The 13,633-nt window shown below is 75.2% G+C and carries 14 protein-coding genes; 12 read left to right on the top strand and 2 right to left on the bottom strand.

The annotated features are described in order from the left end of the window. On the bottom strand, positions 1-728 hold a 728-nt coding region (locus tag ABD946_RS08575), incomplete at its 3' end, for an alpha/beta hydrolase (protein ID WP_345281643.1). A 72-nt stretch (positions 729-800) separates the two neighbouring features. Continuing rightward, the gene (locus ABD946_RS08570) at positions 801-1,889 is read right to left on the bottom strand and encodes an alpha-hydroxy acid oxidase (RefSeq protein ID WP_345281642.1); all 1,089 of its coding nucleotides are present in this window, start codon (positions 1,887-1,889) and stop codon (positions 801-803) included. A gap of 237 nt (positions 1,890-2,126) precedes the next feature. Here ABD946_RS08570 and ABD946_RS08565 point away from each other — a divergent pair, with 237 nt between their 5' ends. From ABD946_RS08565 to ABD946_RS08510, 12 genes are all read left to right on the top strand, one after another. Further along, positions 2,127-3,491, top strand: coding sequence for a class I adenylate-forming enzyme family protein (locus ABD946_RS08565; RefSeq protein ID WP_345281640.1), 1,365 nt, complete (start codon positions 2,127-2,129; stop codon positions 3,489-3,491). Positions 3,492-3,533: 42 nt separating this feature from the next. Beyond that, positions 3,534-3,809, top strand: coding sequence for a phosphopantetheine-binding protein (locus ABD946_RS08560; RefSeq protein ID WP_345281638.1), 276 nt, complete (start codon positions 3,534-3,536; stop codon positions 3,807-3,809). Continuing rightward, complete coding sequence (locus ABD946_RS08555; protein ID WP_345281636.1) at positions 3,806-4,069, top strand: acyl carrier protein; 264 nt, start codon at positions 3,806-3,808, stop codon at positions 4,067-4,069. The genes ABD946_RS08560 and ABD946_RS08555 overlap by 4 nt, the downstream gene beginning before the upstream one ends. Further along, positions 4,066-5,178 (top strand): beta-ketoacyl synthase N-terminal-like domain-containing protein, encoded by a 1,113-nt coding sequence (locus ABD946_RS08550; protein ID WP_345281634.1) that lies wholly within the window; start codon positions 4,066-4,068, stop codon positions 5,176-5,178. Before ABD946_RS08555 ends, ABD946_RS08550 begins: the two co-directional genes overlap by 4 nt. Beyond that, the gene (locus ABD946_RS08545; RefSeq protein WP_345281632.1) at positions 5,175-5,708 is read left to right on the top strand and encodes a hypothetical protein; all 534 of its coding nucleotides are present in this window, start codon (positions 5,175-5,177) and stop codon (positions 5,706-5,708) included. The genes ABD946_RS08550 and ABD946_RS08545 overlap by 4 nt, the downstream gene beginning before the upstream one ends. 115 nt (positions 5,709-5,823) lie before the next feature. Continuing rightward, positions 5,824-7,455, top strand: a complete 1,632-nt coding sequence (locus ABD946_RS08540; RefSeq protein ID WP_345281630.1) for a class I adenylate-forming enzyme family protein — start codon at positions 5,824-5,826, stop codon at positions 7,453-7,455. Then, entirely contained in the window at positions 7,452-8,717 is a 1,266-nt protein-coding gene (locus tag ABD946_RS08535) for a beta-ketoacyl-[acyl-carrier-protein] synthase family protein (RefSeq protein ID WP_345281628.1), read from the top strand. Before ABD946_RS08540 ends, ABD946_RS08535 begins: the two co-directional genes overlap by 4 nt. Positions 8,718-8,758: 41 nt before the next feature. Continuing rightward, positions 8,759-9,748 carry a 4-hydroxyphenylpyruvate dioxygenase gene (gene hppD, locus ABD946_RS08530; RefSeq protein ID WP_345281626.1) on the top strand — a complete coding sequence of 330 codons (990 nt, stop codon included), beginning with the start codon at positions 8,759-8,761 and terminating at the stop codon, positions 9,746-9,748. A 39-nt stretch (positions 9,749-9,787) separates the two neighbouring features. Further along, complete coding sequence (locus ABD946_RS08525) at positions 9,788-10,705, top strand: phytanoyl-CoA dioxygenase family protein (RefSeq protein ID WP_345281625.1); 918 nt, start codon at positions 9,788-9,790, stop codon at positions 10,703-10,705. After that, positions 10,702-11,679 carry a thiamine pyrophosphate-dependent dehydrogenase E1 component subunit alpha gene (locus tag ABD946_RS08520; RefSeq protein ID WP_345281623.1) on the top strand — a complete coding sequence of 326 codons (978 nt, stop codon included), beginning with the start codon at positions 10,702-10,704 and terminating at the stop codon, positions 11,677-11,679. Before ABD946_RS08525 ends, ABD946_RS08520 begins: the two co-directional genes overlap by 4 nt. After that, positions 11,676-12,647, top strand: a complete 972-nt coding sequence (locus ABD946_RS08515) for an alpha-ketoacid dehydrogenase subunit beta (protein WP_345281621.1) — start codon at positions 11,676-11,678, stop codon at positions 12,645-12,647. Before ABD946_RS08520 ends, ABD946_RS08515 begins: the two co-directional genes overlap by 4 nt. A gap of 129 nt (positions 12,648-12,776) precedes the next feature. Beyond that, the gene (locus tag ABD946_RS08510; protein ID WP_345281619.1) at positions 12,777-13,589 is read left to right on the top strand and encodes a PP2C family protein-serine/threonine phosphatase; all 813 of its coding nucleotides are present in this window, start codon (positions 12,777-12,779) and stop codon (positions 13,587-13,589) included. Positions 13,590-13,633 lie beyond the last annotated feature (44 nt).

Genomic DNA, 13,633 nt, shown 5'->3' with positions numbered 1-13,633 from the left:
GGCGGCAGTCCTGACAGGTCGTCGGCCCGCAGCGGGGAGGCCAGCGGGTCGTCGCCGTCGGCCTGGTCCGCCAGGTAGTGGCCCCAGTACCAGGCGACCGAGCGGCGGTTGAACAGCAGCGGATCGTCGTGCTCGCGCACCGACGGGGTGTCGGCGCCGTGCTGGGTGTTGGGGTAGACGAGCAGCTGGTGGCGCAGGGCCGGGCCGCCCTCCGTCCGGGCGAGCAGGGTGAGTGCGGCGGCCAGGTTGCCGCCCGCGCTGTCCCCGGCCACGGCCAGGCGGGTGGGGTCGATGCCCAGCTCGGCAGCGTGCGCGGCGGTCCAGCGGGCGGCCGCGGCGACGTCGTGGACGGCGGCCGGGAAGGGGTGTTCGGGGGCGAGCCGGTAGCCGACAGCGACGGTCACGCAGCCGACGGCGTTGGTGAGGCGGCGGCAGATCGCGTCACCGGTGTCGAGGGAGCCGAGCGTCCAGCCACCGCCGAAGAGGTAGAGCAGGGCGGGCAGTCCGGGCGCGTCGCCCGGACGGTAGACCCGCAGGGTGAGCGGGCCGCCGGGGCCGGGGACGGTGAACTCCTCGACGGCGTGGACCGGTTCCGGGTTCCCCGCGGCGGCCTGGATCGAGGCCAGGTCGGCGGCCCGGGCGGTGGCCAGGTCGAGCGTGTAGAGAGGGGGCGTACCGGCCTCGGCGCGCTGCTTGCGCAGGGCCTCGGCCTGGGGGTGCAGTGGCAAGAGGTGCTCCAGGGAGGTGCGGGTGGTTCAGCCACCGGCGGTTCAACGGCCGGTGGTGCGGTGTCCGGTGGTTCAGCGGTCGGCGGGCCGGGCCAGGACCGTGGGGTCGAGGTCGGCCAGCCGGGGGCGGCCCAGCAGGGCCATGGCGTCGTCGAGTTCGGCCGCCAGGAGGTCGAGCACCCCGGCGACGCCGTCCTCCCCGTCGGCGGCCAGGCCCCACAGGACCGGACGGCCGATCAGGACGGCCCGGGCTCCGAGGGCCAGGGCGAGCGCGACATCCGTGCCCGAACGGACACCTCCGTCCAGCAGGACGGGCAGGTTCTCCGGTACGGCGGCGACCACTTCGGGCAGAGCTTGCAGGGTCGGCAGGGCACCGTCGAGCTGCCGTCCGCCGTGGTTGGAGACCACGATCGCGTCCACGCCGTGCTCGGCGGCCAGCCGGGCGTCCTCGGCGGTGAGGATGCCCTTGAGGACGATCGGCAGGCTGCTGCGCCCGCGCAGCCAGGCCAGGTCCGCCCAGGTCAGGGTGGGGTCGAACTGCTCCTTGGCGTGTCCGGCGATGCCCGAACTCCCGTGCTCCGCGCGGTGGCTGGCGGCCATCAGCGACTGGTCCAGGTTGACCGCCCGGACGTGCGCGGGGACGGCGAAGCCGTTGCGGGCGTCGCGCAGGCGGCGGCCGATCCGGGGGGCGTCGACGGTGAGCACCAGGGCGCGGTAGCCGGCCGCCTCGGCGCGCTCGATCAGCGCGGCCAGGGCCTCGCGGCGGCGCAGCCAGTACAGCTGGAGCCAGAGCGGTCCGGTGGCGGCCTCGGCGATGGATTCCAGCGTCCGGCTGGCGAAGATCCCGGCGGTCATCAGCGCCCCGCAGCGGCCCGCCGCACGGGCGGTGGCCACCTCCCCCTCGGGGTGGAACAGCTGGTGGTAGGCCATGGGCGCGATGCCGACGGGGGTCCGCAACGGGCTCCCGAGCAGGGTCAGCGCCTGGTCGGTGGCGGAGACGTCGACCAGGGTGCGCGGGCGCAGGCGGCACCGTTCGAACGCGTCCCGGTTGGCGGCCACGGTCCGTTCGGCGCCGCTTCCGCCCTGGACGAAGTCCCAGAGCTCCTCGGGGAGTCGGGCGCGGGCCGCGCGTTCGACGTCGGGGAGTTCGAGAGGCTGCACGGGCTTCCCTTCCGGGCAGGCCGCACGCGGGCCCGTCCCGATTCGGCAGCCTAGCGCCGATTGGTATAGACCTTGCCTTGGCTCGATCGTCTGTGCAATCGTCAGAAACCGAACCGGCCCCGTCGATCGAGGCCGCTGTCCATGCAACCAGCCCCTCGTGGAGTGGCGTTGACCGGCTCTTCTTCCCAACCTCCCCTGCCGGCCGGGACCTCGGACACCAAGGCCCCGCACGACTGGGTGGATCGATTCCTCCTGGCCGGCCCCGATGACGAGGAGTGCCTGCACTTCGGCACTCCCGTCGACCGCAGGACCCTGCGCGCGCTCGTCGCCGAGCAGGCCGCGCGGCTCACCGCCGCGGGCCTGTCGCCCGGCGGCACGGCCGCGCTGCGGCTGGCGCCCTCGCTCGGCTACGTCGCCGCGCTGCTGGCCTGCTGGCAACTGGGCGCACAGGCGCTCCTGTTGGACCACCGCCTGACCGACCACGAGGTCGCGCTCGCCGTCCAGCGACTGGCACCCCAGGTGCTGGTGGAGTCGGCGCACCGCTCCTCGGGGGCGGCCCTGCGCGGCTTCGCCGAGACCGACCCCGAACCGCACGCCCTCCCGGGCGGGCGCCCGGCCGCGACCGGCCACGCCCTGCTCCAGCTGAGCTCGGGCTCCACCGGCCCCGCCAAGGTGATCGCCCGCACGGCGGCCGACCTGCTGCGTGAGCTCGACTGCTACCGGCGGCTGGCGGCCTTCCCGAAGGCCGGCGAGCGGGTGGTCCTGCTCTCCTCCGTGGTGCACGTCCTCGGCCTGGTCGGCGGGCTGCTCAACAGCCTGCACGCCCACGTGCCGCTGACCGTCCCCGAGCGGATGACGGCGGCCGGGATCCTGGCCGCCGTCGGCCGGGACGACCGCCCCACCACGGTGATCGGCGTCCCCTTCCACGCCGAACTGCTCGCCGCCGCCACCGCTCCCCCGCCGCTGCCGCAGCTGCGCCGGATGATCGTGGCCGGCGAGCTGGTCCGCCCCGGGGTGCCCGCCGCCTTCACCGCCCGCTACGGCGTGCCGCTGGGCACCATGTACGGGATGACCGAACTGGGCGTCATCGCGACCGACTTGGACGGCGCCCTGCACCCGCAGGCCGCGCCGGTGCACGGCACGGTGCTGCGCGAGGACGGTGGCGAACTCCACATCGCCATGGCCGGCTCGCCGTACCCCGGCCTGACCGACCCCACCCGCTGGTCGGACGGCTGGCTGCACACCAGGGACGCCGGCCGGGTCGACCCCGCGACCGGGCTGGTCACCGTGCTCGGCCGGCGCGACTCCCAGGTCTCCATCGGCGGCCTCAAGGTCGACCTGACCGAGGTCGAGCAGACCCTGACGGCCCTGCCGTCGGTCCAGGAGGCCGTGGTGGTCTTCGCGGACGGCGCCATCGAGGCCTTCCTGACCACCGGTCAGGACGAGGACCAGGAGACCGTCCGCCAGGCCCTGACCCGCGAACTGGCCGCCTACAAGCGGCCCCGGCGGCTCTCCTTCCTCCCGGCGCTGCCCCGCACCGCCACCGGCAAGCTCGTGCGCGACGTCACCGCCCTGCACGACGCGGCCGCCCGTTCCCTCTGACCCACCGCACCACCACCCCGACACAGCACGAGGAGTACCACCATGCAGGAGCGCATCCACGAGTTCGTCCTCGCGGCCCTCGCCGAGATGAACTACGACGTCTCCGAGGTCACCGGCGAGACCGACCTGGGCCCGGCCGGGCTCGACTTGGAGTCGCTGGCGCTCGCCGACCTCTCGGTGCAGGTCGAGGACGAGTTCGGCGTCAAGTTCGACCTCGACGAGATGGAGACCACCGCGCTGATGACCCTCGACCAGTTCACGGCCGACGTGGCCCGGCGGGCCGCCGAGGCCGCCGCCACCGCCGGCAGCGCCGCGTGAGCTCCCCCGTGCTGCCGGACCGCGCCGAGGTGGTCGCGATGCTCGCGGCCTTCGGACAGCGGCCCGCCGACAGCGTCCCCGATGCGCTCGGCTCCCTCGAACTCACCTGGCTGACCGCCGAGTTCGAGCAGCGCTACGCCATCGAGCTGGACCTCTCCGATGAGCAGTTCGAGGCCGTTCGCACGGTGGACGACGCCGTCGCCGTCCTGCGGGAAGCCGTCCTCGCCGCCGCTGCCGCCCCCGGGGTCGCCGGCTCATGAGCACCAGCGCACCACCGGCCCACCGGCCGGTGTTCACCGGACTCGGGGTTCTCAGCGCCTTCGGCTCCGGGCTCGCACCGCTCACCGAGGCGGCCGCGCACGGCCGGACCGGCTTCACCGAGGTGACCCGCTTCGACGTGTCCCGGCGTGGCACCACCCGGGCCGCCCTGCTGCCCGGGGCGCCGCCGCTCGCCCGGGCGGTGGCCGGGGTCGTCGCCGAGGCGTGCGGGCAGGCCGGCCTGCCCTCCGGGAGCGGCGACACACCGCTGCTGCTCGCCCTGCACAGCGATCTGCGCACCGGCGAGGTGGCCGAGGCCGTGAGCAAGGGCGCCGCCGCCCTCGGCCTGCCCGAGGTCACCCGGGTCTACACCGGCGCCTGCACGGCGGCCGCCACGGCGGTGGCCGACGCCGCCGCGCTGGTCGCCTCCGGGCGGCACCCCCGGGTGGTGGTCGCGGCCGGGCACCTGGTGGAGCCGGGCGTCTTCGCGGCCTTCGACGCGGGCCGGGCACTGGCCCGGGACGGGGAGCTCCGGCCGTTCAGCACCGGCCGCACCGGCACCGTGCTGGGCGACGCCGCGGTGGCGGTGGTCGTCGAGGCGGAGACGGCCGCCGAGCGTCGCGGCGCCCGGGCACTGGCCCGGCTGGCCGGCTGGGGCCGGTCGGGGGACGCCCACCACGTCTGCCGTCCGCGGCCCGACGGGGAGGGCGTGGTCCGGGCCGTCCGGTCCGCGCTGGCCCGGGCCGGGGTCTCGCTGGCCGAGGTGGGCTACGTCAACGCCAACGGCACCGGTTCGCCGCTGTCCGACCTGGCCGAGGCGCGAGCCCTGCGCGAGGTGTTCGGCCAGGGGCTGCACCGGCTCCCGGTCAGCTCCAGCAAGTCCGTCCACGGTCATGCCCTGGAGGCCTCCGCACTGCTCGAACTCGCCGTCACCATCGGCGCGTTGGAGAGCGAACGGCTCCCGGTCAACGCCGGCTGGCTGGGCTCCGACCCGGAGATCGGGCTGAACCTCGTGCTCTCCGGTCCGCGCCGGGAGCGCCCCGGCCACGCGCTCAGCCTCAACTCCGCCTTCGGCGGAGCCAACACCGCCCTCCTGGTCGCCGCCGCATGAACCCACCGACCGACGGGCTGCGCACCCTCGCCACCGCGAGCTGGCCACCACCGGAGGGGGACGCCCACCTCCCGCCGCTGCCCGGCTTCATCGCCTCGACCTTCAACCCGCTGGTCGCAGCGGTCGCCGAGCTCTGCCTCACCCGGCACCGGGACGCCTCTCCCGACCGGGCCCCGGCCGGCCGCACCGCCCTGCTGCTCGCCAGTGCCGGAGGCGACCGCGCCACCGCGCTGGCCATCGACACCGCAGCCGCCTCCGGGCGCCGGATGCCGCCGCTGCTGTTCTTCCAGTCCAACCCCAACGCCGTCCTCGGGCACATCGCGGCCCGCTGGGAGCTGGCCGGCCCGGTGGTCGCGATCAGCCCCCGGGAGGCCGCCGCCCCCGGAGAACTCCCGCCGGACGCGTTGGAGTTGGCCGCCCTGCTGCTCGCCGACGGCGACGCCGACCAGGTCCTGGTCATCGCCGCCGAGCAGGCCGCCCGGGACGGGGAGGGCGACCACGGCACCGCCGCCCTGGTCACCTCCGCCTGACGACCCGTCGACCCGCCCCGACCACCCCACCCCGACCGACCCCGACCGACCGACCGCGTCCCCGACGCCGTACACCGCACCCGCATGGCCAGCGCCATGGGAGGGACCCATCACCATGAGCACCCGCACCATCCGCAACGTCCTGGCGAACGACCCGGACGTCGGCGCAGGGAACGTGCTGACCAGCCGGATCGCCCTGGGCATCGGTCTCGACGACCCGCTGCTGACCTTCGACACCGCGGTGGACGGCCGCGCGGCCTGGGAGCCCTTCACCCTGCGCGAGCTCGACCGCGCCGTCCGGGCCCGGGCCGCCGCCCTGCACGCCCTCGGCGTCGGCCGGCGCGACCCGGTGGTGGTGTACGCGACGGCCGCCGCCGACCACGTCCTCTCCTTCCTCGCCCTGGCCCGGCTCGGCGCGATCCCGGCCCTGCTCAACCCCAAGGTGGAGGGCGAGCGCGCCGCCCGCTACATCGCCCGCCTGGGCGCCGTCGGCATCCTCACCGACCCGGAACACCGGGCCGAGCTGGCCGGCCACGACCCGGCCGCCCCGGTGCTCGCCGACGCCGCCGAGCTCGGCTACGGCGACCCGGACGCGGCGCCCGCGCCGTACCGGCACTCGGCCCAGGACCCGGTGGCGATCACCCACTCCTCCGGCACCACCGGGATGCCGAAGGCGGTGGTCCACTCGCACGCCAGTCTGTACGCGGCGATCCGCCACCGCGCCACGCTGCCCCGCCCGCAGGGCGGCGACCGGATGCTCTCCGCGCTGCCCGCCCCGCACGCGGCCACCGTCATCGCGGTGAACTTCGCGCTCAGCACCCACGGTGAACTCGCCCTGCTGTCCACCCAGTCGGGCGACGACGTGCTCGACGCCATCGAGAGCTGGCAGCCGCGCGGCGTGATCGGCTTCGCCGCCACCTGGGCCGACCTGGCCCACCACGACCTGTCCGCACGGAAGTTGGACACCGTCGCGCTCTGGTGGAACACCGGGGACTGCGCGCACGAGGCGCACATCCGCCGCCTGATCGCCGCCGGCTCCCGGGAGACCGTCACCCGCCAGGGCCGCGGCCGCGAGCCGGGCTCGGTCTTCGTCGACGGCCTGGGCTCCACCGAGATGGGCCACTCGCACTTCTTCATCACCCACGCCCCCGGCACCGAGAAGTACGGCCGCTGCGTCGGCCGCCCGCACACCTTCGTGGACTGCGAGGTGGTCGGCCCGGACGGCGAACCGCTCGGCCCCGGCGAGGTGGGCGAACTCGCCACCGCCTCACCGACCTTGGCGCCCGGCTACTGGAACGACTCGGTCACCACCTACCGCACCCGGCTCCGCGGCCGCTTCCTCACCGGCGACCTGATGTACCGGGACGAGGAGGGCTACTACTACCACGTGGACCGTCTGGTCGACTCGGTCGACCTCGGCGACGGCCACCGGCTCTACACCGCGATGTCCGAGGAGCGGGTGCTGGCCCGCGTCCCCGGCGTGCTCGACTGCACCGTGGTCGCGGTGCGGGACGGCGAGCAGGTGGTCACCGACGTGCTGCTCACCCTGGAGGACGGCGCCGACCCGGCCGCCGACCGCACCGCCGAGGTGGTCGCCGCGCTCGACGGGCCCACCGCCGCCACCGTCCGCTCGGTCCTGGTGGTCGGCGGCGAGGACATCCCGCTCGGCCCGACCGGCAAGGTCCGCAAGGTCCTGCTGCGCGAGCGCTACCTCGCCGCCGTGACCGCTCCGGTGGCCGCCCGATGACCGCCACCGCGAAGCGGCCCGGGGCCGTCGTCACCGGGATGGGGCTGGTGACTCCCTTGGGCCGCAAGCCCCTTGAGGTCTTCGAGGCACTCACCGCCGGCCGCTCCGGCATCGTCGCCGTCCCCGAGGGCCACGCCGCCCACGGCTGGCTGCCGTTCGCCGGGATCGCCCCGCACATCGACGGCACCGAGGTGCTGCCGCCCACCGAGACCCGCTGCGTGGACCGCTTCGTCCTGCTGGCCCTGGCCGCCGCCGACGAGGCCCTCGCCGACGCCGGCCTGGTGGTCGGCCGCGACGTCGACCCCCGCCGCACCGCCGTGGTGCTGGCCACCGGCGGCGGTGGTCTGGAGACCTTCGAGCAGCAGTCCCACCGCCGGCTGGAGCGCGGCCGGCCCGGCGTCAGCCCGTACCTGCTGCCGGGCATGCTCTCCAACATGGCCACCGCCCGGGTGGCGATCAAGCACGGCATCCGGGGCTTCAGCACCGCGATCGTGACGGCCTGCGCGGCCGGGGCCCAGGCGGTGGCCGAGGGGCTGCGGCTGATCCGGGCCGGCGACGCCGACGTGGTGGTCTGCGGCGGCACCGAATCCTCCCTGCACCCGACCATCGCCGCCGCCTTCACCAACGCCCGGGCGCTGGCCCAGGGTTGGGAGGATCCCGCGCAGGCGAGCCGCCCCTTCGACAGCCGGCGCAACGGCTTCGTGCTGGGCGAGGGCAGTGGGGTGCTGGTGCTGGAGAGCGCCGAGCACGCGGCCGCCCGCGGCGCGGCCGGCTACGCCGAGCTGGTCGGCTGGGGCTCCTCCACCGACGCCCACCACCCGACCATGCCCCGCCCGGACGGCGAGGGCGCGGCCGACGCCATGCGCACCGCCCTGGCGAACGCCGGCCTCGACGCCTCCGACATCGGCTACGTCAACGCGCACGGCACCGGCACCAAGATCGGTGACGTGGCCGAATCCGCCGCCCTGCGCGCGGTGTTCGGCGAGGACGGCCCGGCCGTCAGCTCCACCAAGGGCGCCACCGGCCACCTGCTGGGCGCGGCCGGGGCCCTGGAGGCGATCGTCTCGGTGCTCGCGGTGGCCCGCGGCCTGCTCCCGCCCACCCTCAACCTGGCCGACCCCGACCCGGCCTGCGCCCTGGACCACGTGCGCGGCGCCGCCCGCCCGGCCGAGCTGCGGTACGCGCTGAGCAACGCCTTCGCGTTCGGCGGCCACAACACCAGCCTGATCTTCGGGCCGACGCCCACCAGCGCCGCCAGGTAGACCGGCCCACCTGCACTCAACTCCTCCCGACCGGAGCCCCGTTGTCCATCCAGACGATCACCCATGTCGAGTACCACTGCGCGGACGCCGCGCAGACCGCCGTCGAACTCCAGACCGCCTACGGCTTCCGACGCGACGCCGACCAGCCCGCCTGGCACCCGGCGGTGCGCACCGTCCACCTCCACCAGGGCAGCGCCCGCGTCCGCCTGCACTCCAGCGAGAACACCGACCACCCGGTGGCCCGCTACGTCGAGCGGCACGGCGAGGGCGTCGCCGCGCTGGCCCTCGGCTGCGCCGACCCGCAGGCCGCGCTGGAGCGGGCCGAGCGGCACGGCGCCGTGGTGCTCGACCGGGAGGCCCGCCTGATCGCCGGCTTCGGCGACACCGCGCTGCGCCTCGTCCCGCTGGAGGAGCCCTCCACCGCTGCGAGCGGCGACCTGCTGGACGCGCTCGACCACGTCGCGATCTGCGTACCGGCCGGTCAACTCGCGGACGCCGTACGGTTCTGCGAGGCCGCGCTCGGCCTGCACCGGATCTTCGGCGAGTACATCGAGGTCGGCGAGCAGGCGATGGACTCCAGCGTGGTGCAGAGCGCCTCCGGGGAGGTCACCTTCACCCTGATCGAGCCCGACACCACCCGCCGGGCCGGGCAGATCGACCGCTTCCTCGCCGACCACGACGGCGCGGGCGTCCAGCACCTGGCCTTCCGCACCGCGGACATCGCCGGCGCCGTGCGCACCGCCCGCGCGCACGGCGTCGAGTTCCTCACCACCCCCGGCACCTACTACGACGCCCTGGCCGAGCGGCTCGGCGGCACCGCGATCCCGGTGGAGACGCTGCGCGAGCTGGACGTCCTGGTGGACCAGGACCACGGCGGCCAGCTGTTCCAGATCTTCGCCCGCTCGACCCACCCCCGGCGGACCTTCTTCCTGGAGCTGATCGAGCGTCAGGGCGCGGGCACCTTCGGCACCGCCAACATCAAGGCCCTCTACGAGGCCGTCGAGCGCCAGCGCGCCACCGCCTCCGTCTGACGCGCCGTCCGACCCGTCCGCTCCCGAGAGGAAAGCACCATGACCACCACCGCCCCCGCGTTCGTCCTGACCGAGGCCGAGCGCGCCCTGCTGCCCACGCCCGAGGAGGTGGCCGGCTACCGGGAGCACGGCTGGTACCTGTCGAAGAAGCTCTTCACCGACCAGGAGCTCGACACCCTCCAGGCCGCCACCGAGGACTACTACGAGGGCCACCGCGACCGCACCCTCCCCGTCCGGCCGCCGAGGCTGGCCGCCTGGCAGCCGTCCGACGGCCCGGTGCAGCGGCACAACGACTACGTGCACTACGAGAGCGACGCCATCGCCGCGATCCTGCGCAAGCCGCTGGTCGGCGCCGTCGCCGCGCTGCTGGCCGGGGCCGAGGAGATCCGGGTCTTCCAGTCCACCCTGATCCTCAAGCCCCCGATCGCCGGAGAGCCCTCCAACCACGTGCCGTGGCACTTCGACAAGCACTACTGGCACACCTCGACCTCCGACGACATGCTGACCGCCTTCATCCCCTTCCACGACTGCGGGGTGGAGAACGGCACCATCACCATGGTCGACGGCAGCCACCGCTGGCAGGAGCTCCCCTCGCAGGAGGACGCCACCCGGCACTTCGCCCAGCGCGACCGCTCCGAGCTGGACGGGATCCTCGCCGCCAACGCCGCGCACAACGGCGCCGAGGTGGTGAAGGTCCCCGTCGAGATCCCGCGCGGCCACGTCTCCTTCCACCACTGCCGCACCTACCACGGCAGCGGCGCCAACCTGGCCGACACCCCGCGCCGGGCCGTCTCGCTCCACCTCCAGGACGGCGCCAACGAGTACCGCCACGCCACCCGTCCGGACGGCACGCCCGCCTCCTACAACCACGACGTGGTGGTCCGCCGCACCGCCGACGGGCGCCCCGACTACGCCGACCCCGAGATCTGCCCCGTCGTCTGGCAGGGCACCCCGTGAGCGACCTCGGGACCCTCGCGGGACGCTACCGGATGCTGCGCCTGATCCGGGGCTTCGAGGAGCTCGCGCTCGGCCTGGTGAAGTCCGGGGCGATCACCGGCGGCATCCACCCCTACATCGGGCAGGAGGCGGTGGCGGTCGGCGTCTGCGCCGCGCTGCGCCCGCAGGACCGGATCACCTCCACCCACCGGGGCCACGGCCACGTACTCGCCAAGGGTGCGGCCCCGGACCGCCTGCTGGCCGAACTCCTGGGCCGCACCGGCGGGTTGAACCAGGGCCGGGGCGGCTCGATGCACGCCGCCGACTTCTCGCTCGGCATCCTGGGCGCCAACGGCATGGTCGGCGCGGGCGGCGCCATCGCGGTCGGCGCCGCCTGGTCCGCCGTCCAGGCCGGGGAGGACCGGGTCGCCGTCGCCTTCTTCGGCGACGGCGCCCTCAACCAGGGCGTCCTGCTGGAGTCCTTCAACCTGGCCGCGATGTGGAGGCTGCCGGTGCTCTTCGTCTGCGAGGACAACGGCTACGCCACCACCCTGCCCGCCTCGGTGGCGGTGGCCGGCAGCGCCACCGGCCGGGCCGCCGCCTTCGGCATCCCGGCCGTGGAGGTGGACGGGATGGACACCGAGGCCGTCCGCGCGGCCGCCGCCGAGGCGGTCGAACGCGCCTCCGCCGGTGGCGGCCCCGGCTTCCTCCGGTGCCGCACCTACCGCTACGAGGGCCACCACACCATGGAACGGCTGATGAAACTGCACTACCGCACCCCCGAGGAGGTCGACGGCTGGCGCGGCCTCGACCCGCTGCCCCGCGGCGCCGCGCTGCTGCCGCCCGGCCAGGCCGCGGATCTGGACGCCTCGGTCGCCGAACAGCTGGCGGCCGCTTCTGACTTCGCCCTCGCCTCCGAACTCCCCTCCCCCGACAGTGCGTTGGACCACCTCTACGCCGACGGCCTGCGCCCTCGCCCGGGGGTGCCGGCATGAGGCTCTCCTACACCAAGGCCCTCAACCGGGCCCTCACCGACGCCCTCACCGAGGACCCGGCCGTCTGCGTGTTCGGCGAGGACATCGGCGCCGGCATGGCCGGCCCCACCCTCAACCTGCTCAAGCAGTTCGGCCCCGGCCGGATCGTCGACACCCCGCTCTCCGAGCAGGCCTTCACCTCGATGGCCATCGGCGCCGCACTGACCGGGCGGCGGCCGGTGATCGAGTTCCAGATCCCCTCCCTGCTCTTCCTGGTCTTCGAGCAACTGGTCAACCAGGCACACAAGTTCTCCCTGATGACGGGCGGTCAGGCCTCCGTCCCGCTCACCTGCCTGGTGCCGGGCTCCGGCTCCCGGGACGGCTGGGCCGGCCAGCACTCCGACCACCCCTACAGCCTGTTCGCCCACGCCGGGATGAAGACCGTCGTCCCGGCCACCCCCACCGACGCCTACGGGCTGCTCCGCTCGGCCGTCGCCGACCCGGACCCGGTCGTCGTCTTCGCCCCGGCCGCCGCCCTGGCCGTCCGCGAGACCGTCACCTGGGAGCTGGCCCCGATCCCGCTCGGCCAGGCCCGCATCCACCGCGAAGGCACCGACGTCACCGTGGTCGCGGTCGGCCACCTGGTGCACGACGCCCTCGCCGTCGCCGAGGAGCTCGCCCCCGAGATCTCGGTCGAGGTGCTCGACCCGCGCACCCTGTACCCCTTCGACTGGAACGCCCTCGCCGCCTCCCTGGAGCGCACCGGCCGCCTGGTGGTGATCGACGACTCCAACCGCAGCTGCGGCATCGGCGCCGAGGTCCTCGCCACGGCCGCCGAGCAGATGCGCCTCACCGCCCCGCCCCGCCGCATCACCCGCCCCGACGGCACCGTGCTCCCCTTCGCCCCCGCCCTCGACCGCGCCCTCCAGCCCCAGCGCGACCAGCTCCGCGACGCCGTCCGCGCCGTGGTGAAGGAACAGCGGTGGTGAGCCCGCTGTGACCACCGCGCTACGGTCCGCCACGGCCTCCCCGGCACCGGACCGCACCGGGCAGCCATCCCCCGTTCGGTCGACATAGGCTGGCTCTCGCCACCTCGCCCACACGCCGCCGGAGGGCCGATGACGGGACGCCGCCACCCCGCCCGCCGCAGCGCGGACGACCTGCTGACCGAGCTCGGCCGGCTCACCGCGTCCGCCCTGGAGCAGGCCGAGCTCCAGAAGGCCCGGGTCGAGCTCGCCGAGGCCCTGCAGCGCGAGCTGCTGCCCTCCGCGCTCCCCCAGGTGCCGGGCCTCGGGGCCGCCGCCCGCTACGCCCCGGCCCGGAACGGCCTGAGCATCGGCGGCGACTGGTACGACGGCTTCCTGCTCCCGGACGGCTCGGTGGCCTTCTCGCTGGGCGACGTCCAGGGGCACGACGTGGAGGCGGCCGCCGTGATGGGCCAGGTCCGGGTCGGCCTGCGCGCGCTGGCGAGCACCGTCGCCGACCCCGGTGAGGTGCTCTCGCGCGCCAACGACCTGCTGATATCCATGGCCGTCCGGCGCTTCGCGACCTGCGTCTTCCTGCGCTACGACCCGGCCACCGGAGAGCTGTGGCACGCCCGGGCCGGCCACGTCCCGCCGGTCTGGGCCGACGCGGACGGAGCCGCGCACCACCACGACGACGAGGGCGGACCGCCCCTGGGCGTGCTCCCCGGCCAGCGCTACCCGGTCAACCGCCACCGGCTGACCGGGCCGGGCGTGGTCGCCCTGGTCACGGACGGGGTGGTCGAGGGGCCACAGTTCCCGATCGAGGCGGGTCTGGACCGGGTGGCGGCCGTCCTGCACGAGCGCGGCCGGGCCGCCCCGGAGGACCTGGCGACCGAACTGCTGGCCGTGGCCGAACTGACCGGGCACACCGACGACGCCGCCGTCCTGGTGCTCCGTCACGGCTGACGGACCGGCTCCCGGCCCGCCCGACCGCTCTCCGCCCGCCGGTT

This window comes from Kitasatospora albolonga (genome assembly GCF_039535905.1).
Classification (GTDB): Bacteria; Actinomycetota; Actinomycetes; order Streptomycetales; family Streptomycetaceae; genus Kitasatospora; species Kitasatospora albolonga.
Note: the sequence above shows the minus strand (reverse complement) of the source record. Positions and strands in the feature narration are given on the sequence as shown.